Below are 19,174 nucleotides of genomic sequence, written 5' to 3' on the forward strand. Positions count from 1 at the left end.
GAGGCGTCCATGTCGGACTTGTCGGTTGCCGGCGGCCACGACCATCCGGCGCAGCAGGTCACGGAAGCGGTGGTGCGTAGCGGCGTCGTGGCGGTGCTGCGGGCGCCGACCGCGGACGCCTTCTCCGCCGTCAGCGACGTGCTCGTCGAGTCGGGCATCACCGCGCTGGAGGTGACCCTCACCTCGCGGGGTGCGCTCGAGGCCCTCGCCGGGCTGCGGCGACAGCTGCCCGGGCACGTCGTGGTCGGCGCGGGCACCGTGCTCAGCGCCGACGATGCCAAGGCGAGCGTCGACGCCGGCGCCGCCTTCCTCGTGTCGCCGGTGGCCGTGCCGGGGCTCGAGGGGTTCGGCGTGCCGGTCTACCCGGGTGCGTTCACCCCGAGCGAGATCTTCGCCGCCTCGCGCACCGGCGCGCCGCTCGTCAAGCTGTTCCCGGCCTCGGCGGTGGGTCCGCGCTACCTCAAGGACCTGCACGGGCCGCTCCCCGGCGTGCGGATCATGCCGACCGGTGGCATCGAGATCGCCGACGTGGCCGCCTGGCTCTCCGCCGGTGCCGCGGCGGTGGGGCTGGGCGGTCCGCTACTCGGCGACGCCGCCTCCGGGGGCAGCCTGGCCCAGCTGGCCGACCGGGCCCGGCGGGCGGCCGACGCGGTCGCGTACGCGCGGTCATGAGCGGTCTGCTCACGTTCGGTGAGACCATGGGCCTGGTCTCCGCGGACGGCATCGGCCCGTTCGAGCACGCACGCGGCTTCGGGTTCGGCATCGGCGGCGCGGAGAGCAACGTCGCGATCGGGGTGGCCCGGCTCGGCCTGCCGGCGAGGTGGATCGGGCGGGTCGGGTCCGACGCGACCGGTGACCTGATCGCCCGGCGGCTGCGCGCGGAGGGCGTCGACGCCGTGGTCATCCGCGACTCGTCGTTCACCGGGCTCATGGTGAAGCACCGCCGCACGGGCGCCCTGCTGCACGTCGACTACCACCGGGCCGGCAGTGCGGGCTCGCGGCTCGCGCCCTCCGACATCCCGGTCGACGCGCTGCGCTCGGCGGCGATCGTGCACGTCACCGGCATCACGCCGGCCCTGAGCGACTCCGCCCGCTCGGCCGTCTTCCAGGCCGTGGAGACCGCGCGGGCCGCGGGCGTACCGGTGTCGGTGGATGTGAATTACCGGGCCAAGCTGTGGTCCCGGTTCGACGCCGGGCCGGTCCTGCGCGACCTGGTCTCGCGGGCGGATCTCGTCTTCGCCGGGCCGGACGAGGCGGCTCTGTTCGTCGACGGCCCGCCGCTGGACGGCCTGGCCGCGCTGGGTCCGGTCGAGGTGATCGTCAAGGACGGCGCCCGCGGCTGCACCGCTCTCGTCGACGGCGAACGGCATTCCGTGAAGGCGCTCGACGTCACCGTGGTCGACCCGGTCGGCGCCGGCGACGCCTTCGTCGCCGGCTACCTCGCCGACCGCCTGGCCGGCGCGGCGCCGGCCGCCCGGCTCACGACGGCCATCGCGGCGGGGGCGTTCGCGGTGACGGTTCCGGGCGACTGCGAGGGCCTGCCGACCCGCGAGGATCTGGCGGCCCTGACCTCGGCCGCCGACGTGACTCGCTGACCGGATCGTTCCGGTACGGGGCGCGTCCGTGCCTTACCCCGGCGACCCCCGAAGCCGCAGGATCGTCCTATGACCAACGCGCTCATCGTCATCGACGTCCAGGAGTCCTTCCGTGCCCGCCCGCTGTGGCAGGCCGTCAGCAACCCCGAGCTCGCCGCCCGGGTGCAGCGGCTCGTCGACGCCGCCCGGGCCGCCGGCGACCTCGTGGTGTGGGTGCTGCACGCCGAGCCGGGCAGCGGCGGGGTCTTCGACCCGGCGAGCGGCCACGTCCGCGTCTTCGCCGAGCTGCCGCCGCGCGCCGGGGAGCCGATCATCACCAAGACCTCGCACAACGCCTTCACCACGACCAATCTGCAGCAGCTGCTGACCGCCCGCGGCGTGCGGCACCTGACGGTCTGCGGCATCCGTACGGAACAATGCGTCGAGACCACCACCCGGGTCGGCTCGGACCTCGGGTATGCCGTCACGTTCGTCACCGACGCCACCGCCACCTTCCCGATCCCGCACCGTGACGCCCCCGTGGACCAGACGTTCGAGGAGCTCCTGGCGGACCCGCGCACCCTGCCCGCCGAGGACGTGGTCGCGCGTACGGAGTACGCCCTCGCCGGCCGCTTCGCTACCATCGCCACCGTGGCCGAACTGACGGGGGAGCTGACCGGATCGTGAGCCGGGTCGTGTTCGTCCTCGTGCCGGGGCTGCACCTGCTGGACCTCGCCGGTCCGGCCCAGGTGTTCTCGACCGCGGCCGACGCCGGGCACGACCACCCGCTGTTCTACGTGGCCGACCGGTCCGACGTCGCCACCCACCAGGGCGTCCGCCTGCACGCCGAGACCGGCTGGCCGGAGCTCACGCCGGACGACCTGGTGGTGGTGCCGGGCTGGCGCTCGCCGCAGCTGGCCGGCAGCGGCCACCTGGAGCGACGGACCCTGGACCGGATCGCCGCGCACCACGCGGCCGGCGGGACGGTGGCCAGCATCTGCGCGGGCGCCGACGCCCTCGGCCGGGCCGGCCTGCTCGACGGCCGGCGCTGCACCACCCACCACGACGTCCAGGAGGAGCTCACCCGGCGTTATCCGCGGGCGCACGTGATTCCCGACGTGCTCTACGTCGAGGACGACCGGGTGGTCACCTCCGCGGGCATCGCCAGCGGCATCGATCTTGCCCTGCATCTGGTCGCCGTGCGTCACGGCCCGGCGGTGGCGGCCCGGGTCGCGCGTCAGATGGTCGTGTACGCCCGCCGCAACGGCCACGAGCAGCAGTCCAGCGCCATGCTGCGGCACCGGGCCCACCTCAGCGACGCCGTGCACCGGGTGCAGGACCGCATCGACGCGAGCTTCACCGAGCAGTTGCCGCTGGCTGAGCTCGCCGCGGCGGCCGGGGTGAGCGAGCGGACCCTGACGCGGCGGTTCGAGGCGGCCACCGGGCAGACGCCGCTGCGTTACCAGCAGCTGCTGCGGGTGGAACGGGCGGAACACCTCATCGGGCACGGCGCCACGGTGGAGGCGGCCGCCCGTGCGGTGGGTTTCGGGGACGCCCGCATGCTGCGCCGGCTCCGCTCCCGGGTGCCCGTCACACGCTGAGCGCGGTGCTCCGGCGTACCAGATCCGCCAGCTCGTCCCGGGTGGGTGCCGAAGGCACCGGCGGCCGCCAGCCGCCCGCGTAGATCTCCCGCGCCCGCGGTTCCACCTCGGCCAGGGTCGCCGGAAGTGTCTTCATCGACAGGTACGGCCCCACGACCCGCATCAGCGACGGGTCGGCCTGCGCGGCGGCGACGATGTGGCCGGAGGTCAGCGGGCGGCTCAGGTCGACGTCCTCGCCGTCCCACTGCCGGATCTCGTCGGCGTCCCAGGCCACGTGGTCGTCGAACCAGGGCCGGATGTGGTCGGTGCACCACTCGTCGAGGCCGACGGCTGCCGATTCGGCGTCGTCGCCCAGCGTCCGGACGAACTGCCGGGCCTGCATGAGCGAGGTCGCGATGCCCCGGCCGGCGGTGGGGTTGGTGGTGCAGACCGCGTCGCCGAGATGCACGAGGCCGGGCAGGGGGATCCTGCCGCCGGCGTCGAGCTGGCCGCGGTACGTGTTGTGCAGCCGGCCGCCGGCCAGCACCGGCGTGATCGGCCGGGTGCGGTCCGGCTCGGTCCACTCGGCGATGCCGGGGAGGATGCGTACGGCCGCGTCGAACGCCTCCCGGTGGCGCAGCCCGGCCAGGTCGCGGTCGGAGCTGAGCCGCGCGACGAACACCGACACGGTCCGGTTGTCCTGGAGGAACACCCCGGCCAGGAAGCCGTGGAAGCGGGTGATCAGCCCGAGCGGCGAGTTGGACGGCCCGGGTTCCCGATCCGGCAGCAGCGCGTAGTGGCGGGACACGTAGGACATCCCGCAGTCACCGCCCACCTTCGGCGCGCGCAGATCGTCGGTGACCCGCCCGGCCCGCCCGGAGGCGTTGACCACCAGGTCGGCCGCCAGCTCGCCGCCGTCGACGCGCAGGCCGGCCGCCCGTCCGCGGACCCGCACCACGTCCTCGGCGTTGCCCTGGACGAGGGTCACGCCGGCCTCGGCGATCGCGGCCTCCCGCAGCACGCGCTCGAAGACCATCCGGCGGCAGCGCAGCCCGACCGCCATGGCGGGGCGCCCGTCGGCCGCCGGCAGGATGGACCGTTCGGCGCCGGCCTTCTGGAGGGCGCTCTCGACCTCCGGCATCTCCGCGCGAATCGCCTGGAGGACCTGCTCGCGGATGCCGTGCGGATGGTGGAACTGCATGACGCCGCGCCGCGGCCAGCTGCCGTCCGCCGCGGGGCCCGGATCGCGGTCGACCACGACGACCCGGTGTCCGCGGCGGGCCAGGGCGATGGCGGTGAAGAGCCCGGTCGGTCCGGCGCCGACGATCGCTGTCCTCATGCGCCGACAGTAGGCAACGGGGCAAATCCCCGTCGTCGATGAGTCGGGTTGCCGTCATGGGGATACGCTCGCCGGCATGGAGATCGCCGGGCTGGTCCTCGCCGCCGGCGCCGGGCGACGGTACGGGATGCCCAAGGCGCTGGTGTCCTGGCAGGGAAGCCTGCTGGTGGAACACGTGGCCGCGATCCCGGCCGCCGCCGGGCTGAGCCGGACGATCGTCGTGGTGGGAGCCGAGGCTGCCCGGGTCCGGGCCGCGGCACCCGGCCTCGCGTACGTCGAGAACCCCGCCTGGGCGACCGGGATGGCGTCGTCGCTGCGGGCCGGCCTCGCCGCGCTGGACGGTACGCCGGCCACCGCGGCCGTGATCCTGCTGGTCGACATGCCGGGCGTGACGGCCGCCGCGGTACGCCGGGTCGCCGCCTTCGCCTCACCGGCCGCCCTGGTCATGGGCGGGTACGCCGGCCGCCGCTCCCACCCGGTCCTGCTCGGCCGCGACCACTGGGCCGGGGTGGCCGCCGCCGCGACCGGCGACCGCGGCGCCCGTCCTTACCTGCGCGAGCACGCCGCCGACGTCCTGGTGGTCCCGGTGGAGGACGTCGCGGACGACGCCGATCTCGACGTGCCCGAGGTGAGCGGCCGTGCGTGAGGTCCTCGGCGAGCTGCTGCGCGCCTGGCGTGCGGGCCGGCCGGCGGGGCTGGCGACGGTGACCGCGACCTGGTCCAGCGCGCCTCGCGGCCCCGGCGCCTCGATGCTCGTCCTGGAGGACGGTACGACGGTGGGCAGCGTCTCCGGCGGGTGCGTCGAGGGGGCGGTGCACGACCTGTGCCGCGAGGTCGCCCGCACCGGGGTGGCCCGCACGACGCGGTACGGCGTCAGCGACGACGATGCGTTCGAGGTCGGGCTGCCCTGCGGCGGCACGATCGAGCTCTTCGTCCAGCCGGCCGGCTTCCCGGAGCTGCCGGTGCTCGCCGCCGCGGTGGACGACGGCCGGCCGGTGGCGCTGCTGACCTGTGTGGAGGGTCCGCCGGAGCGGGTCGGGCGGCACCTCGTGGTGACCCCGGACGGCCGGCAGGGCTCGCTCGGGGCTGACCGGGTCGACGACGCCGCCACCGACGACGGCCGGGGCCTGCTGGCCGCCGGGCGGAGCGGGCTACTGCACTACGGGCCGGACGGTCAGCGGCGCGGCACCGGGCTGACGGTCTTCGTCACCTCCTTCGCACCCGCCGCGCGGATGCTCGTCTTCGGTGCCACCGACCACGCCGCCGCGGTCGCCCGCATCGGGGCGTTCCTCGGTTACCGGGTCACCGTCTGCGACGCCCGGCCGGTCTTCGCCACCACCGACCGCTTCCCCGGAGCCGACGAGGTGGTGGTCGACTGGCCGCATCGCTACCTCGCCGCCGAGGCGTCGGGCGGCCGGCTCGACGAGCGCACGGTGGTGTGCGTCCTGACCCACGACCCGAAGTTCGACGTGCCGGTGCTCGAGGTGGCGCTGCGGCTGCCGGTGGCGTACGTGGGCGCGATGGGCTCCCGGCGTACGCACGACGACCGGCTCAAGCGGCTGCGCGAGGCCGGGCTGGGGGAGGCGGAGCTGGCCCGGCTCTGCTCGCCGATCGGGCTCGACCTCGGTGGGCGTACCCCGGAGGAGACGGCGGTCAGCGTGGCCGCCGAGATCGTGGCGCTGCGCTGGAACGGCACCGGCGAGCGGCTGACCCGCACCTCCGGGCCCGTCCACGGCTGAAGGATGGTTCGATGACCGGGTGCTGCATCTCCGGATCATCTCGCCGCCGGCCACCACCGAGGCCGTCGAGAAGCTGCTGACCGCGGACGAAGCGGTGACGCACGTGGTCGTGCTCGCGGGCACGGCCCGGGACCCGGTCGGCGACCTCGTGCTCTGCGACGTCGTCCGGGAGGGCGCGAGCCACCTCATCGAGGGGCTGCGCGAGCTGGGCATCGAGCGGGACGGCTCGATCATGCTGGAGCGGGTGGACACCGCACTGTCGGCGGCCGCCGCCCGGGCCGAGAAGCGCGTCCCCGGCCTGGGCGTCGACGCGGTGGTGTGGGAGGAGATCGAGCACACCACCGCCGCCGAGAGCGAGCTCTCCGGCGCCTTCCTCACCTTCATGATCGTCGCGACCGCGATCGCCGGCATCGGCGTCCTGCTGGACCAGCCCATCCTCATCGTCGGCGCGATGGTCGTCGGCCCCGAATTCGGTCCGCTGGCCGCCCTGTGTGTCGGGGTCGTCCGCCGCCGGTGGAGCCTCGTGCGGCGAGCGCTCGCCGCGCTCGCCGTGGGCTTCGCCGTGGGCATGGTGGTCACCGTGGCCACCACCTGGCTGCTGGACGCGCTGGGCCTGGTGCAGAGGTCGATGCTGCTGGACGACCGGCCGCTGACCAGCTTCATCTGGCAGCCGGACGCGCTCAGCTGGGTCGTCGGCTTCCTCGCCGGCATCGCCGGGATGCTCTCGCTGACCTCGGCCAAGGCCGGCACCCTGGTCGGGGTGCTGATCTCGGTGACCACGGTCCCGGCCGCGGCCAACGCCGCCGTCGCGCTCGCGTACGGGGTGACGAACGAGGCCGCCGGCTCCGCCCTGCAGCTGCTCATCAACGTCGCCGCGATCGTGGCCGCGGGGGTGCTCACGCTGCTCGTGCAGACCATCGGGAGCCGCCGCCGCTGATCGATATTGGGGTGCGCCGCCGCGGTGCGGGCCCGCACACTTCCGGGTGTGCACTCGGCCTTCACCGTGACCCCGGCCCGGCTGCCCGACCTGCTGCTGCACGTGGCGGTCGTGCGGCCGGTCTTCGTGTGGGGTGCGCCGGGAATCGGCAAGAGCTCGCTGGTCCGTGACTTCGCGGCCGCCCTCGGGCTCGAGTGCGTCACGCTCGTGGGTACGCAGCTCGCCGCGGAGGACCTGATCGGCGTGCCGGAGCTCCGGAACGGCCGCAGCCGGTTCGCGCCGCCGGAAACCATCGCACGCGACGAGCCGTACTGCCTGTTCCTCGACGAACTCAACTCCTCCGGCGCGGACGTGCAGAAGGCGTTCTACTCGCTCATCCTCGACCGCCGGATCGGCGCGTACGAGCTGCCGCCGGGCTCGATCGTCATCGGCGCCGGCAACCGTGCCGCCGACAACGCCCTCGCCCGGCCGATGGCCTCCGCGCTGGTCAACCGGCTGGTCCACGTCCACCTGCGGGCGGCGTACACGGACTGGCTGGGATGGGCCACCGGCGCCGGCATCCATCCTTGGGTGCTGGAATACCTCGCCGAGCGGCCCGGGCACCTGTGGTCCGCGCCGCCGAAGACCGAGGAGGCCTTCTCCACCCCGCGCAGCTGGCACATGCTCTCCGACGCGCTGCACTCGTACGGTGACGACATCGACGACGACACCCTGCGCCTGCTCGCGGCCGGCACCTTGACCCCCGCGCACGCGTCCGCGTTCTGCGGCTACCTCAGGATCGTGCGCAACCGGTACGGCCTGGAGGCGATCCTGCGCGGCGACGTCCCGTGGCCGCGCGCGGCCACGGACCGTGACCTGCTGTACTACCTCGCGGAGACGTTCCGCGAGCGGCTGGTCAAGGACCTGCCGCGCGACAAGGACCACGCACCCGCCACGGTCCGCCACTTCGCCCACCGAGCCAAGGCGCTGCTGGTCGAGCTGGCCGAGATCTCGCTGGAGTGCGCCCAGCTGGTGGTGGCCGCGGACGACGACGGCGCGCCGGTGCTGCCGGCCTGGTTCCTCGTCGAGGTCAGCCGCGACCTGCCCCGGCTGGTCGCGGCCCGGGCCGCCTGATGGCGCGCAAGCCGCCGGCGCAGCTCGACCCGAACACCGCGGCCTTCCACGACGGGTGGCGGGCGGTGTGTGCGCACCCCATGTTCGCGCCGCTGACCACGGCGGACCGGCCGCGCCCGGCCGCCCACGCCCGCCTCGTCGACGACTCCGCCCTCGGGCTCGCCATGGTCGGTGCGGACGGCGGGATCCGCGCCAACGCCGGGCGCCGGCTCGACGCCGCGCAGTGGGAATGGGTGCTGGCGCACTGCCTGCTGCACCTGGGCTTCGGCCACCTCGGCGCGGCCGGGCACGACGGGGCCTTCCAGGCCGTCGCCTGCCTTGCCGTCACGCGGTTCCAGCGCGCGGTGAAGGTCGGCGCCGAGCCCGTACCGTTCCCGGACGAGCTGCCGACCACGGACGAGGCCGCCCTGCTGCGGCGCTGGCGGCGCGACGGCGTACCGCCGGAGTTCGCCGGCTGCGGCGCGGGCGCGCCCGACCTGGACCCGCTCACCGGCGACCGCCGGCCACCGCACGATCCGAAGTGGCCGGACCGCTTCGCGCTGGGCCTGTCGGCGGCCGCGACGGCGGCGGTCGACGTCGCCGGGGGAGCCCGCAGCTCGCTCACCGACGCGGCCGCCCGGCGTCGTCCGTGGGAGCGGGCGATGAGCTGGTTCACCGGCTCGTACCCGCTGCTCGGCGGGCTCGCCTCCGGGTTCACGTTGGTGGCGGACGCGAGCCTGGCCCGGGACCGCGACATCGCGATCGCGGCGGTCTCCGCCGAGGCGGGCGAGATCTACCTCAACCCGCTGCGGCGGCTGGACGAGCAGGAATGGCGGTTCGTCCTCGCCCACGAGATGCTGCACGCCGCGCTGCGCCACGGCGACCGGGCCGGGCCGCGCGACCCGTACCTGTGGAACGTCGCCTGCGACTACGTCGTCAACGGCTGGCTCGTCGAGATGGCGGTGGGACAGCTGCCCGACGGCGTGCTCTACGACCCGCGGCTCGCCGGCGCCTCCGCCGAGGACGTCTACGACCGCATCGCCGGCGACCTGCGCCGCATGCGCAAGCTGGCGACGCTGCGCGGCCGGGGCGCCGGCGACATGCTGGGCGAGCCGTTGCCGTGGCACGGGCCGCGATCCGGCGCCGTCGACCTCGACGACTACTACCGGCGGGCGCTGCTCACCGGGTACGCGTACCACCGCGGCAGCGGCCGTGGCCTGCTCCCCGCCGGACTGGCCGCCGAGATCCGGGTGCTCGAGCATCCGCCGCTGCCCTGGGACGTGCGACTGGCACGGTGGTTCGACGAGCACGTGCCCGCCCCGGAGCCGAACCGCAGCTACGCCCGCCCGTCGCGGCGCCAGGCGAGCACGCCGGACATCCCCCGCCCGGGCCGGCACCACCCGCAGGAGTCCGTACGGCGCAGCACGTTCGGCGTCGTCCTCGACACGTCGGGCTCGATGGATCACCGGCTGATGGGCAAGGCACTCGGAGCCGTCGCCTCGTACGCGACCGCCCGCGACGTGCCCGCCGCCCGTGTGGTCTTCTGCGACGCGGCCGCGTACGACGCCGGCTACCTGCCGGTCGAGGACATCGCGGGACGGATCCGGGTACGCGGCCGTGGCGGCACGGTCCTGCAACCGGCGATCGACCTGCTGGAACAAGCCGCCGACTTCCCCGCGGCCGGGCCCATCCTGGTGATCACCGACGGCGGGTGCGACGTGCTGCGGATCCGGCGTACGCACGCCTTCCTGATGCCGCGCGGTGCCCGCCTGCCGTTCGCTCCCCGCGGTCCCGTCTTCGAGGTCCGCTGAGGCACCTAGCCGGCGTTCTGCTCGTCGCGCCAGGCTAGCCAGCGGCGCAGCTCGGTCGTGTCGTGATCCGGGCCGTGGGTGAGCACGGTGAACATCCCGACGCCGTGGCCGCGAAGCTGCGGGCCGACGGTCCACGGGTCGCCGTCCACGAACGACGAGCGTTCGATCTCGGCGGGGTCCCTCCCCAGGTCGCGGCAGTAGCCCTCGAGCCGGGCCGTCTTCTCGGCGAGCGCGTCGCCCTTGGCGAAGGTGTGCCAGATGTCCGCGTACCGGGCCACCGAGCGCAGCGCGTTGGGTCCGTCGGCGGCGACAAGGACGGGAATCCTGCGCGTCGGCGGTGGGTTGAGTGCGGCCAGGCGACGCTCGATGCGGTCCAACGCGTTCCGGAGGTCCTCGACGCGCTGGGCCGGCGAGCCGAACTCGTAGCCGTACTGCTCGGCCTCCCACCCGCGGAAGCCCGCGCCGACACCCAGGATCAACCGGCCGCCGCTGATGTGGTCGACGGTACGGGCCATGTCGGCCAGCAGGTCGGGGTTGCGGTAGGCGACGCAGCTGACCAGGGTGCCGATGTCGGCGCGTCGGGTGGACTCGGCCCACGCGCCGAGGGTCGTCCAGCACTCGAAATGCTTGCCGGTCCGGTCCTTGCCGAGCGGGAAGAAGTGGTCCCAGGTGAAGATCGCGTCGGCGCCGAGCTGGTCCGCCTCGTTCGCCGCGTCCCGGATCCGCGCATAGTCCGCGCGTTCCGGTGCGATCTGGACCGCCACCCGTACCCTGCCCGGCCGCATCCCCATGATCGAGAATGTTAGATCGACGTCTCGTTCAGCAGGGGCCCGAGGTCTCGCAAAGTGGTGAGGCGGGTGGGCTCGCCGGGCGGCCCGGTGCCGAGCCGGTCCAGGTGGGCGGCGCGCAGCCCGGCCGCCCGGGCGGCGACCACGTCGAGCGCGTGATCGTCGCCGACGCTGAGCACCTCGGCCGGCGGCACGCCCCAGCGGGAGCAGGCCAGGGTGAACGCCGCCGGATCCGGTTTGGCGGCGCCGAGGTCCTCGAGGGTGAACACCGGCCCGACCCGGCCGCCGAGACCGGTACGTTCGAGCTTCTTGCGCTGCTGCACCGTGGAGCCGTTGGTCAGCACCGCGGTGACCAGGCCCGCGCCGGCGATGGTCCGCAGCGCGTCGGCGACGTCGTCGTAGGCGCGCCAGGCCGCCTCGTAGTGGCTCAGGTAGCGGGCGTATATCTCGTCCAGCTCCTCGTCGGCTGCGGCCGTACCCAAGTAGTCGCGCAACCGGCGACGGCGCTGTTCCGCGAAGGTGATCGTGCCTGCCCGCCAGGCCGCGAGGTGGGGTTCCTGGATCGTCGTCCAGCGGGCGATCGCGGCGTCGGTCGCGTCCCGGCCGATCGTCGGCAGCCAGGCCCGCAGCCCGGCGTCCACGGCCGACGCGTGATCCACGAGGGTGCCGTCCAGGTCGAGCAGCACACCCCGCAGTCGCACGCCCGGCATCCTATGCTCGGCAGCGTGGACGTCACGCCGATACCCCTGGGCAGCTGGCCGACCCCGCTGGAGCCGGCCCCGCGGCTGGCCGCGGCGCTGGGCCTGGACGAGCTGTGGATCAAACGCGACGACCTCACCGGGCTCGGTGGCGGCGGCAACAAGGTCCGCAAACTGCAGTACACGTGCGCCGAGGCGGTACGAGCGGGCGCGACCAGGCTGGTCACCACCGGGGCCGCGCAGTCCAACCACGCCCGCCTGACCGCGGCGGCGGCCGCGCGGCTCGGGCTGGGCTGCACGCTGGTGCTGCGCGGCGAGCCCCCGGCGACCGTACGCGGCAACCTGATCTTGGATGAACTGGCGGGCGCGTCGGTGGTCTGGGCCGGTACCGACCCGCTGGACGAGGTCGCGGCAGCGCAGGACGGCTACGTCATTCCGTTCGGCGGCACGTCGCCGGTGTCGGCGCGGGGATACGTCGACTGCGCCCAGGAGCTGCTGACCCAGCTGCCGGACCTGGCCACGGTGGTGGTCGCCCTGGGTTCCGGCGGCACGATGGCCGGCCTGGTCGCCCACCTGGGACCCCACCGCGTGTACGGGGTGGACACCGGTGCCCTGCCCGACCCCAGGGCGACGGTCGGCGCCCTGCTCGACGGCATGGGCGTGAAGGCCGACCCGGCCGAGCTGCAGATCGACGAGGCGCATGTGGGCGCGGGATACGCGGCGCTGACCGACCCGGTCCGCTCGGCCCTCGTCCTCGCGGCCCGCACGGAAGGCCTGTTCCTCGACCCGACCTACACCGGCCGGGCCCTCGCCGGCCTGCGGGCGACCCCGCCCGACGGCAAGGTGGTGTTCCTGCACAGCGGGGGCCTTCCCGGCCTGTTCGGCCACCCCGCGCTGGGTTAGCGGACGGCGGCGGGCAAGCCCCGCAGGGCAGCCAGGCCGAGGGCACTGCGGGGCTGATACGCGACCCGCCACAGGCCCCCGTGCGCGGCCCCGGCCGTCTCGTCCTGCCAGGCCTGCGGCGCGGCCGGGCGCGGGTTGCGGAGCTGGTGCACGAGCAGCGCCGCCATGAGCTTGGCACTGGTCGCCGGTTCGAAAATCTCCACACCGAACAGATGGGCTCCCGCGTACGCCGCGGCGAGAAGGCGGTTGCTCGTCACGGATCGCGTACGGGTGGGCGGCGCGACGGAGAAGCTCACCGTCGTGCCGGCGTGCCGGGCCGTCGACGCGCGCCACCGCTGGATGCGTTTGGCCAGGGCGTAGTTCGGGCCCTGCTGCGGCACCAGGCTGTCGGCGATGCCGGGGTCGGCGCCGGGCGGATAGTGGGGTGTCAGCAACCTTTCCGCGGAGAACACGTGGGCGAGGCGCGCCGCCCTGGAGCGCCGGCGGTAGCGCTCGGTCGCCTGAGCGACGGCATCGCCCGGCACCGCGAAGACGTCGGTCGGCGTGGCGAGGAAGGCCAGGGCGGTGTCCGGACGTTCCGCGGTGAGGCGGACGGTCAGCGCGTCCACGGCCGCGGAGAGCCGGGCGTACGCCGCGCCGGGGGCGTACACGTAATTGCCGAGCACCAGCCGCCCCCGGACGTCGAGCAGCCACCGCGCGACCTCGGGCAACCCGCTGAGCAGGTCCGCTCCGGCGGCCTCGATCGAGGTGCCGGGCGCGACGAGCGTCCCGGCGCTGCGGCGGGCCGTCGCGGCCACCCGGGACCACACGGCGGGCCGGGGCAGATCCACGCCGACGACAGTGCCGCCCCAGCCCAGCACCGCCGGCAGCGGACCCATCTCGCTGCCCGCGCCGAGCACGACCAGGCGCACGTCCGAGAGGTCCAGCCAGCCCGGGTCGGCGGCGACCGCCCGGACCATCTCCGCGCACGACGCCTCGATCGTCCCGGCGGCGACCCATGTGTCGAGCTGCCGGTGCAAGCTGTCCCCGCGGAGGATCTCGCCCCGGTACGGCACCGTCAGCTCCCGCTCCGGCTCGCCCTCGCCGGTGATGGTCGCCGTTGCGAGCGGTGCCGGGTTCGCGTCGAAGACCTCGGCGATCGGTACGTCGTCCTCGCGTTCCACCCGCATCCGCTCGTGCACGGATGCCAGGCCGGCGGCCGCCACGGCGTACCCGTCACCGGCCTCGACCAGGGCCCGGAAGTGGCGCAGGTAGCCCTTGCGCCAATCACGCTCCGCCGCCGCGGCGTCGGCGGCCGCCGGGTCGGCCACGCGCAGCGCGTCGGCGACCACCTGACGGCCCAGCTCCGAACTGCTGCGCCGGCCGTTCGCGGCGCGGGGGAAGACCACCTCGTTCACGCCCGCCAGTATGGCCACCCGCGCGGGCCGGGTCCCCGTCAGCATGATCAAAGGCCGGGAACCCGTGGCGGCGGGTTCCCGGCCCTGCGGGCTCCACGGTATCGCGGATCGGCCGGTCAGGCGGGCCGGACGCGGTCGGTGGCGAGGTGGACGGCGAGCGCGCCCAGGACCGTACCCATCACCCGGCGTTGCATCCGCAGCCAGCCCGGACGGCGGGCGAGGAACACCGCGACGGTGCCGGCCGCAGAGATGATCACGAGGTTCACCGTCAGGCTGACCAGAATCTGTACGCCCCCCAGCACGAACCCCTGAGCCAGCACATGTCCCGCCTCGGGCCGCACGAACTGCGGGATGAGCGACAGGTAGAGAATCGCGGCCTTGGGATTGAGCAGGTTGGTGAGCAACCCCATGGTGAACAACCGGCGCGACGAGTCGACCGGCAGCTCACCCGGCGCGAACATCGACGTCCCGCCCGGGCGCAGGGTGCGGATGGCAAGCCAGCCGAGGTACGCCGCCCCGGCCAGCTTGACCGTGACGTACGCCTCGGGCACGTGCACGAAGATGACCGACAGGCCCAGATTGGCGGCGGTGAGATAGGCGAGGAACCCGAGCGCGACGCCGCCCAGGGACACGATGCCCGCCCGGCGCCCCTGGGTGATGCTGTGGGAGACCAGGTACATCATGTTGGGCCCGGGCGTCAGCACCATGCCGAGTGCGACCGCGGCGACCCCGAGCAGCGAGCCAACGGTGATCATCCGCCCAGCCTGCCGGGACCGCCGTCCGATCACGAGTGCCAATGCGGCGCCCGTGGCCCGTCGTTCGGGCGGCGACGTCCACCAGGTCGCCGTTGTTCAGTACGTTGCGCAGGGCGCTCAGGTCCACGCCGTTCTTCTGCAGGAGCCGGACCAGGTCGGACGCGCCCGTGGCCCGGCTGGCCCAGCTTCTCGGCGACGGCGGCCATCGGGTTCCGACGCTCGCCGCGTCCGGGCGGCGGCGTGCGGTACGTGCTTCCCCACGGCTCACTCGCCGACGCGGGCCTTGATCGCGTCCACCGCCTGCTTCGCGGTGAGCAGGTCGGCGCCCGTCTCGGCGCGGTAGGCGCGCACGGCATGGACCGGTCGTCCCTGCCGCACCAGTTCCTCGACCGCCGGGTACCGCGGTTCGGGCACGGTCACGCCGAGGTGAGCGATTACCGCGTCGAGCTTGTGCTCGATGTCGGCGACACGCGCGGCCGTACGCCGGCGGTCGCGGTCAGCTGATGCCGACGCCGACCACACCGCCGTGATGAGACCGAGGATGAGCAGGACCAGCGGGGTGACGACCAGGAACTCCATGCCCCGATCCTGACAGGCGACGTCGGTCAGCCGGGCAGCGCTGCGGCGTACTTGCCCGCGATCCCCTCCGACTTTGGAAGGTCCGCCTCCACCACGGGCAGCGGCGGCAGGACCGTGGCGCCGAGTTCTCGGAGGAGCTGTGCCAGGAGGGCTGCCGCGGCCTCGGCCTGGGGGGCTACACCGGCGGTGACCACGGGTACCGCACGTTTGCCGGCGAGCGCGTTCGCGGGCAGGCGGTCGAGCAGCACCTTCAGCACCCCGGTGTAGCTGCCCTTGTACGTCGGCGTGGCGACGACCAGCAGGTCGGCCCCTTGCACGGTGGCGGTGGCAGCGGCGGTGGCCTCGTCGTCCGGCGTGAGGAGCCCGGCGCCGAGCGCGCCGACGTCGATCACGGCGGTGGCGCCGCCGAGGGCGGTGCCGACGGCCGCGGCCAGGGTGGAGGTGCGTGATCCGGCGCGCGGGTTGCCCGACACGACGACGATTCCGCTCATGCTTCGGCTTCCGATCTTCGGCTTCCACCGGGTGAAAGTGGGGGCGGGAGCCCCACCGTGCGCTGCTCACGGGCGGGGTGTCAACGCCGTCCCATATCCTAGTAAACCTATGGGCTATGGTTGACATGGCGGGTCGTCATCCGGAAGTGTCGGCGCCATGGTGCACATCCGGGCGGTCAACCACGACACTGGATGCATGGTGGACACCAGCCGAACCTCCGCGCCCGTTCGTACCGTCGGCGATCTTCCGGGTCCCCGGCCTCTTCCCCTGCTGGGCAATCTGCCGGAGTTCGTCCGGGGCGGTGTCACCAACCGCGTGCTGGAACGGTGGTGCGACACCTACGGCCTGACCTACCGTTTCCACCTCGCCCGGCAGGAAGCCGTCGCCACCGCGGACCCGGCGGTGGCCGACGTCGTGCTGCGGCGCCGGCCCGGCGACTTCCGGCGCAGCGCGGTGATGTCTCGGATCATCGACGAGATGGCCCCGCACGGGGTGTTCACCGCGGAGGGGGAGCGCTGGCGCCGCCTGCGCAAGGTGGCCGCGCAGAGCCTCAATGCCGCCTACCTGCGCCAGTACTTCACCACGATCACCCGGGTGACCGAGCGGCTGGAACGGCTCTGGCGCGCGGCGGCGGACTCCGGTGAACCGGTCGACGTGCTCGACTGCACGATGCGTTACACGCTGGACGTGACGGTCGGCCTGGCGATGGGCCACGATCTGAACGCGCTGGAGCACACCGGGGACGGGCTGCACCGGCGGCTGCCGATGCTGTTCCCCGAGCTCGCGCGGCGGATCCAGGCCCCTTTCCCGTACTGGCGGTACGTGAAGCTGCCGCGTGACCGGCGCCTCGACGCGACCGTGCGTGAGATCGAGGACCTGGTCCGCGACCGGTTCGCCGAGGCGCGGGAGCGGATCGCCACCGGTGCCGCGCCGGCCACGTTCCTCGAGGCGCTGGTGAAGCCGTTGGAGAACGAGCCGGCCGCCACCGACGAGGAGGTGTTCGGCAACGTCCTCACCATGCTGCTCGCGGGGGAGGACACCACCTCGTCCACCGCGGCGTGGGCGATCCACTATCTCGCCGAGAACCCCGCCGAGCTGCGCCGGGTCCGCGCCGAGGCCGATGAGGTGCTCGGCGGGACAAGGTTCCCGGCCGATCCCGCCACGGTGAGCCGGCTCCGGCACGCGCAGGCCGTGGTCGATGAGACGCTGCGGCTGCGGCCGGTGGCGCCGTACCTGGTCCTGCAGCCGACCGCCGACGTCACGCTCACCACTCAGGACGGTCCGCTGCGGGTGCCCGAGGACAAGCTGATCTTCGTGCTGACCTCGTACGGCGCGCTGCGGGATCGCGTACGTTTCCCCGATCCGGACGTGTTCCGCCCGCAGCGCTGGCTGGACGGGCAGCTGCCGGCGGAGTCCCTGCCGTTCGCGCCCTTCGGCACCGGCCCGCGGTTCTGCCCGGGCCGTAACCTCGCCCTCATCGAGGCCGCCGTGATCGTCTCGGTACTGTCCCGCGCGTTCGACCTGGTGCCGGAGCGCTCGGCCGGACCGGTCACCGAACGGACGACCTTCACCTCCTTCCCGCAGAATCTGAATGTCCGCGTGCGGCACCGCGCGGAACGGTCGGAGGCGTGATGCGGAATGGTCAGATGTGCCCACCATCACATTTCTGGATGTCGATGATCAACCGTTGTGTTTTCGGGAGAAAATGCTCCCGCATCGTGGATTTGTTTTGACCCGGATGGACGCGAGGACAAGGATCGAAGACATGCGGTTGCGCGACGTACGACTGACGTCCCGCCTCGCCATCGATCTCCTCCGGTGTGCGAGCGCCCGGTGTTGCGCAATCGGGCCGACCCGGTGAGCTGAGCTCCCGGATGCTGTGCTCGGGGCCGGCGATGACGCCCTTCCCGGCCGTTCCCTCTTTCGCGTGAACCTGTGCGCATCGATGCGCCACTAAACCTATCCCATACATGGGAGAAGTATTGTTCAACCGCCGCCGAGATCCGGCAGCGGTGACACCCTCCGGAGGCACGTAAATGTCCGTTCTCGCCGTTGCCGATCTTTCTCTCAGCCGTACGGCCCCCGGTCGTCGCGGCCCCGCCGGCCGTCCGCGTGTCACCCGGCTGCGCCCCATCGCCGCGGGCAACGCCTCGTCCGTGACCGTCACCATCACCCTCGGCTCGCCGGGATCCGAGGAGAGCGAGCGGGTGCTCGCCGCGCTGCGCGACCTCGTGGAAGCCGCGGGCCCCGGCGCCGACGTGGCCCTCGAGCCGCCCGCGCCGGTCGTGCCGGTCCGCCCCGAACCGGCGTCCGCCGGCCTGCGCCTGGACGTGCGCCCGCGCAGCGCGACGCTCAACGGCCGGACCCTCGACCTCAGCCGGCTGGAGTACGAGCTCCTCGTCTTCCTGGCCCGCAACCCGCGGCAGGTCTTCAGCCGCAGCCAGCTCCTGGGCCACGTGTGGGGTCACACCCACACCACCGTACGGACGGTCGACGTGCACGTGAGCCGGCTGCGTACCAAGCTGGGCGACCCGGACTTCGTCACGACCGTGTACGGGGTCGGCTACCGGCTCTCGGAGGACGCCGCGATCACCATCAACGAGTCCTGATCGTCCGGGGCGCTCAGCCGGTGCGGTGGTGCTTGCGCACGAAGGTGTAGCCGGGGGCGAGGGGGTCCGCGACCTCTTCCTCCTCGACCGCCCGCTCGTGCAGCGACACCTGCCGCTCCGACGGCTGGGCCCCGGGTGGAAGCCTGCGGACGAAGCCGTTGACCCAGTGCTCCCGGCGGTCCGGGTCCGACGCGTCGTCGTCCGGATAGGGCGCCGGCTCCACCAGGGGCGCGTAGAACAGCATCTCGGCGGGCTTCTGCCCCTCGACGGCGGGGTAGGACGGGTATCCCGCCGAGTCGAGGCTGCCCGGCACGCGGGTCAGGTAACCCTCGCGGATGAGCTGGTCGACGGCGTTGCGCAGCAGGAAGGTGCCCCGGGCGCCCCGGCCGAGCCCGCAGTGCGCGGCGAGCCCGGCCTCGGGCAGGACCGCACTGCCGTCCTCGAAGATGCGGCCCAGCTTCCGCACCGCGTGCAGCACCTTGCCGCGGTTGGATTCGTCCGCCACGAACTCGCGGGTGACGACGCGCGGGTCGTACTCGTGGAAGTAGTCGATGCCGTCCACCCGCATCGGCTCGTCCAGGGCGGTCGTACGCACCAGGATCTCGTCCCTGCCGGCCTGCCAGGAGACGCTGACCAGCACTCCGGGTCGTACGTCGGCCGGCCAGGCGATCCCGCTGAACTGCCACTCCACGTCCTGCTGCAACGCGGTCTCGAAGACCTCCCGCGTGGGCGTGATGCCGCGGTCGCGGTGCTCGAGCACCAGCGTGGTGCGCTCCCGGTGGCGCAGGCTCTCGACGCATTCCTCGGGGGCGGCGCACACGCCGCCGTCGAGATCTGCCTGCCAGAGGGCTGAGCGACGGGTCACCCTCCCCATGATCCAC

Annotated in this window: 20 protein-coding genes; 12 read left to right on the forward strand and 8 right to left on the reverse strand. The window is 73.7% G+C overall.

The features are described 5' to 3' along the window. Positions 1–9: 9 nt before the first annotated feature. From ACIBO8_RS15815 to ACIBO8_RS15830, 4 genes are all read left to right on the forward strand, one after another. On the forward strand, positions 10–672 hold the full coding sequence (locus tag ACIBO8_RS15815; RefSeq protein ID WP_396115926.1) for a bifunctional 4-hydroxy-2-oxoglutarate aldolase/2-dehydro-3-deoxy-phosphogluconate aldolase: 663 nt from the start codon (positions 10–12) through the stop codon (positions 670–672). Continuing rightward, positions 669–1,595 carry a sugar kinase gene (locus ACIBO8_RS15820; RefSeq protein WP_396115927.1) on the forward strand — a complete coding sequence of 309 codons (927 nt, stop codon included), beginning with the start codon at positions 669–671 and terminating at the stop codon, positions 1,593–1,595. Before ACIBO8_RS15815 ends, ACIBO8_RS15820 begins: the two co-directional genes overlap by 4 nt. 69 nt (positions 1,596–1,664) lie before the next feature. Continuing rightward, positions 1,665–2,261 (forward strand): cysteine hydrolase family protein, encoded by a 597-nt coding sequence (locus tag ACIBO8_RS15825; RefSeq protein ID WP_396115928.1) that lies wholly within the window; start codon positions 1,665–1,667, stop codon positions 2,259–2,261. Further along, the gene (locus ACIBO8_RS15830; protein ID WP_396115929.1) at positions 2,258–3,175 is read left to right on the forward strand and encodes a GlxA family transcriptional regulator; all 918 of its coding nucleotides are present in this window, start codon (positions 2,258–2,260) and stop codon (positions 3,173–3,175) included. Before ACIBO8_RS15825 ends, ACIBO8_RS15830 begins: the two co-directional genes overlap by 4 nt. Here the strand turns inward: ACIBO8_RS15830 and ACIBO8_RS15835 are convergent. Beyond that, positions 3,165–4,493, reverse strand: a complete 1,329-nt coding sequence (locus ACIBO8_RS15835) for an FAD-dependent monooxygenase (RefSeq protein WP_396115930.1) — start codon at positions 4,491–4,493, stop codon at positions 3,165–3,167. The genes ACIBO8_RS15830 and ACIBO8_RS15835 overlap by 11 nt on opposite strands. A 76-nt stretch (positions 4,494–4,569) precedes the next feature. On the opposite strand from ACIBO8_RS15835, the gene ACIBO8_RS15840 reads away from it, so the two are divergent. The 5 genes from ACIBO8_RS15840 to ACIBO8_RS15860 all read left to right on the forward strand — a co-directional run bounded on the left by ACIBO8_RS15840 (position 4,570) and on the right by ACIBO8_RS15860 (position 10,072). Continuing rightward, a complete protein-coding gene (locus tag ACIBO8_RS15840) occupies positions 4,570–5,139 on the forward strand; it encodes an NTP transferase domain-containing protein (protein ID WP_396115931.1) in 570 nt (189 codons plus the stop codon). After that, positions 5,132–6,232 (forward strand): XdhC family protein, encoded by a 1,101-nt coding sequence (locus tag ACIBO8_RS15845; RefSeq protein WP_396115932.1) that lies wholly within the window; start codon positions 5,132–5,134, stop codon positions 6,230–6,232. The genes ACIBO8_RS15840 and ACIBO8_RS15845 overlap by 8 nt, the downstream gene beginning before the upstream one ends. 19 nt (positions 6,233–6,251) lie before the next feature. Next, complete coding sequence (locus tag ACIBO8_RS15850) at positions 6,252–7,169, forward strand: DUF389 domain-containing protein (protein WP_396115933.1); 918 nt, start codon at positions 6,252–6,254, stop codon at positions 7,167–7,169. 66 nt (positions 7,170–7,235) lie between these two features. Further along, positions 7,236–8,282, forward strand: coding sequence for an AAA family ATPase (locus tag ACIBO8_RS15855; protein WP_396116391.1), 1,047 nt, complete (start codon positions 7,236–7,238; stop codon positions 8,280–8,282). After that, entirely contained in the window at positions 8,282–10,072 is a 1,791-nt protein-coding gene (locus ACIBO8_RS15860; protein WP_396115934.1) for a hypothetical protein, read from the forward strand. Before ACIBO8_RS15855 ends, ACIBO8_RS15860 begins: the two co-directional genes overlap by 1 nt. Before the next feature lie 5 nt (positions 10,073–10,077). Here ACIBO8_RS15860 and ACIBO8_RS15865 read toward each other — a convergent pair whose 3' ends face one another. Together ACIBO8_RS15865 and ACIBO8_RS15870 are read right to left on the reverse strand one after the other, a co-directional pair. Next, a complete protein-coding gene (locus tag ACIBO8_RS15865; protein ID WP_396115935.1) occupies positions 10,078–10,863 on the reverse strand; it encodes an LLM class F420-dependent oxidoreductase in 786 nt (261 codons plus the stop codon). Between the two features lie 11 nt (positions 10,864–10,874). Beyond that, positions 10,875–11,561, reverse strand: coding sequence for an HAD family hydrolase (locus tag ACIBO8_RS15870; protein WP_396115936.1), 687 nt, complete (start codon positions 11,559–11,561; stop codon positions 10,875–10,877). 24 nt (positions 11,562–11,585) lie between these two features. On the opposite strand from ACIBO8_RS15870, the gene ACIBO8_RS15875 reads away from it, so the two are divergent. Then, on the forward strand, positions 11,586–12,461 hold the full coding sequence (locus tag ACIBO8_RS15875) for a pyridoxal-phosphate dependent enzyme (protein WP_396115937.1): 876 nt from the start codon (positions 11,586–11,588) through the stop codon (positions 12,459–12,461). Here the strand turns inward: ACIBO8_RS15875 and ACIBO8_RS15880 are convergent. The 4 genes from ACIBO8_RS15880 to ACIBO8_RS15895 all read right to left on the reverse strand — a co-directional run bounded on the left by ACIBO8_RS15880 (position 12,458) and on the right by ACIBO8_RS15895 (position 15,683). Continuing rightward, on the reverse strand, positions 12,458–13,858 hold the full coding sequence (locus ACIBO8_RS15880) for a hypothetical protein (protein WP_396115939.1): 1,401 nt from the start codon (positions 13,856–13,858) through the stop codon (positions 12,458–12,460). The genes ACIBO8_RS15875 and ACIBO8_RS15880 overlap by 4 nt on opposite strands. A gap of 116 nt (positions 13,859–13,974) precedes the next feature. Beyond that, entirely contained in the window at positions 13,975–14,613 is a 639-nt protein-coding gene (locus ACIBO8_RS15885; RefSeq protein WP_396115940.1) for a LysE family translocator, read from the reverse strand. Positions 14,614–14,877: 264 nt separating this feature from the next. Further along, entirely contained in the window at positions 14,878–15,192 is a 315-nt protein-coding gene (locus ACIBO8_RS15890) for a hypothetical protein (protein WP_396115941.1), read from the reverse strand. Between the two features lie 26 nt (positions 15,193–15,218). Beyond that, positions 15,219–15,683, reverse strand: a complete 465-nt coding sequence (locus tag ACIBO8_RS15895) for an NADPH-dependent FMN reductase (protein ID WP_396115942.1) — start codon at positions 15,681–15,683, stop codon at positions 15,219–15,221. Between the two features lie 196 nt (positions 15,684–15,879). Between ACIBO8_RS15895 and ACIBO8_RS15900 the strand changes: the two genes are divergently transcribed. Together ACIBO8_RS15900 and ACIBO8_RS15905 are read left to right on the forward strand one after the other, a co-directional pair. Then, positions 15,880–17,316 carry a cytochrome P450 gene (locus ACIBO8_RS15900; protein ID WP_396115943.1) on the forward strand — a complete coding sequence of 479 codons (1,437 nt, stop codon included), beginning with the start codon at positions 15,880–15,882 and terminating at the stop codon, positions 17,314–17,316. 404 nt (positions 17,317–17,720) lie between these two features. Beyond that, positions 17,721–18,293 (forward strand): winged helix-turn-helix domain-containing protein, encoded by a 573-nt coding sequence (locus ACIBO8_RS15905; RefSeq protein WP_396115944.1) that lies wholly within the window; start codon positions 17,721–17,723, stop codon positions 18,291–18,293. A 13-nt stretch (positions 18,294–18,306) separates the two neighbouring features. On the opposite strand, the gene ACIBO8_RS15910 is transcribed toward ACIBO8_RS15905, so the two are convergent. Next, positions 18,307–19,167 carry a hypothetical protein gene (locus ACIBO8_RS15910; protein ID WP_396115945.1) on the reverse strand — a complete coding sequence of 287 codons (861 nt, stop codon included), beginning with the start codon at positions 19,165–19,167 and terminating at the stop codon, positions 18,307–18,309. Positions 19,168–19,174 lie beyond the last annotated feature (7 nt).

Source organism: Actinoplanes sp. NPDC049681 (assembly GCF_044465265.1).
Taxonomy (GTDB): domain Bacteria; phylum Actinomycetota; class Actinomycetes; order Mycobacteriales; family Micromonosporaceae; genus Actinoplanes.

Coding starts and splice junctions, on each gene's coding strand:
- ACIBO8_RS15815 (WP_396115926.1), top strand. CDS start 10: ATGTCGGACTTGTCGGTTGCCGGCGGCCACGACCATCCGGCGCAGCAG.
- ACIBO8_RS15820 (WP_396115927.1), top strand. CDS start 669: ATGAGCGGTCTGCTCACGTTCGGTGAGACCATGGGCCTGGTCTCCGCG.
- ACIBO8_RS15825 (WP_396115928.1), top strand. CDS start 1,665: ATGACCAACGCGCTCATCGTCATCGACGTCCAGGAGTCCTTCCGTGCC.
- ACIBO8_RS15835 (WP_396115930.1), bottom strand. CDS start 4,493: ATGAGGACAGCGATCGTCGGCGCCGGACCGACCGGGCTCTTCACCGCC.
- ACIBO8_RS15840 (WP_396115931.1), top strand. CDS start 4,570: ATGGAGATCGCCGGGCTGGTCCTCGCCGCCGGCGCCGGGCGACGGTAC.
- ACIBO8_RS15860 (WP_396115934.1), top strand. CDS start 8,282: ATGGCGCGCAAGCCGCCGGCGCAGCTCGACCCGAACACCGCGGCCTTC.
- ACIBO8_RS15865 (WP_396115935.1), bottom strand. CDS start 10,863: ATGGGGATGCGGCCGGGCAGGGTACGGGTGGCGGTCCAGATCGCACCG.
- ACIBO8_RS15885 (WP_396115940.1), bottom strand. CDS start 14,613: ATGATCACCGTTGGCTCGCTGCTCGGGGTCGCCGCGGTCGCACTCGGC.
- ACIBO8_RS15890 (WP_396115941.1), bottom strand. CDS start 15,192: ATGGAGTTCCTGGTCGTCACCCCGCTGGTCCTGCTCATCCTCGGTCTC.
- ACIBO8_RS15895 (WP_396115942.1), bottom strand. CDS start 15,683: ATGAGCGGAATCGTCGTCGTGTCGGGCAACCCGCGCGCCGGATCACGC.
- ACIBO8_RS15900 (WP_396115943.1), top strand. CDS start 15,880: ATGGTGGACACCAGCCGAACCTCCGCGCCCGTTCGTACCGTCGGCGAT.
- ACIBO8_RS15905 (WP_396115944.1), top strand. CDS start 17,721: ATGTCCGTTCTCGCCGTTGCCGATCTTTCTCTCAGCCGTACGGCCCCC.
- ACIBO8_RS15910 (WP_396115945.1), bottom strand. CDS start 19,167: ATGGGGAGGGTGACCCGTCGCTCAGCCCTCTGGCAGGCAGATCTCGAC.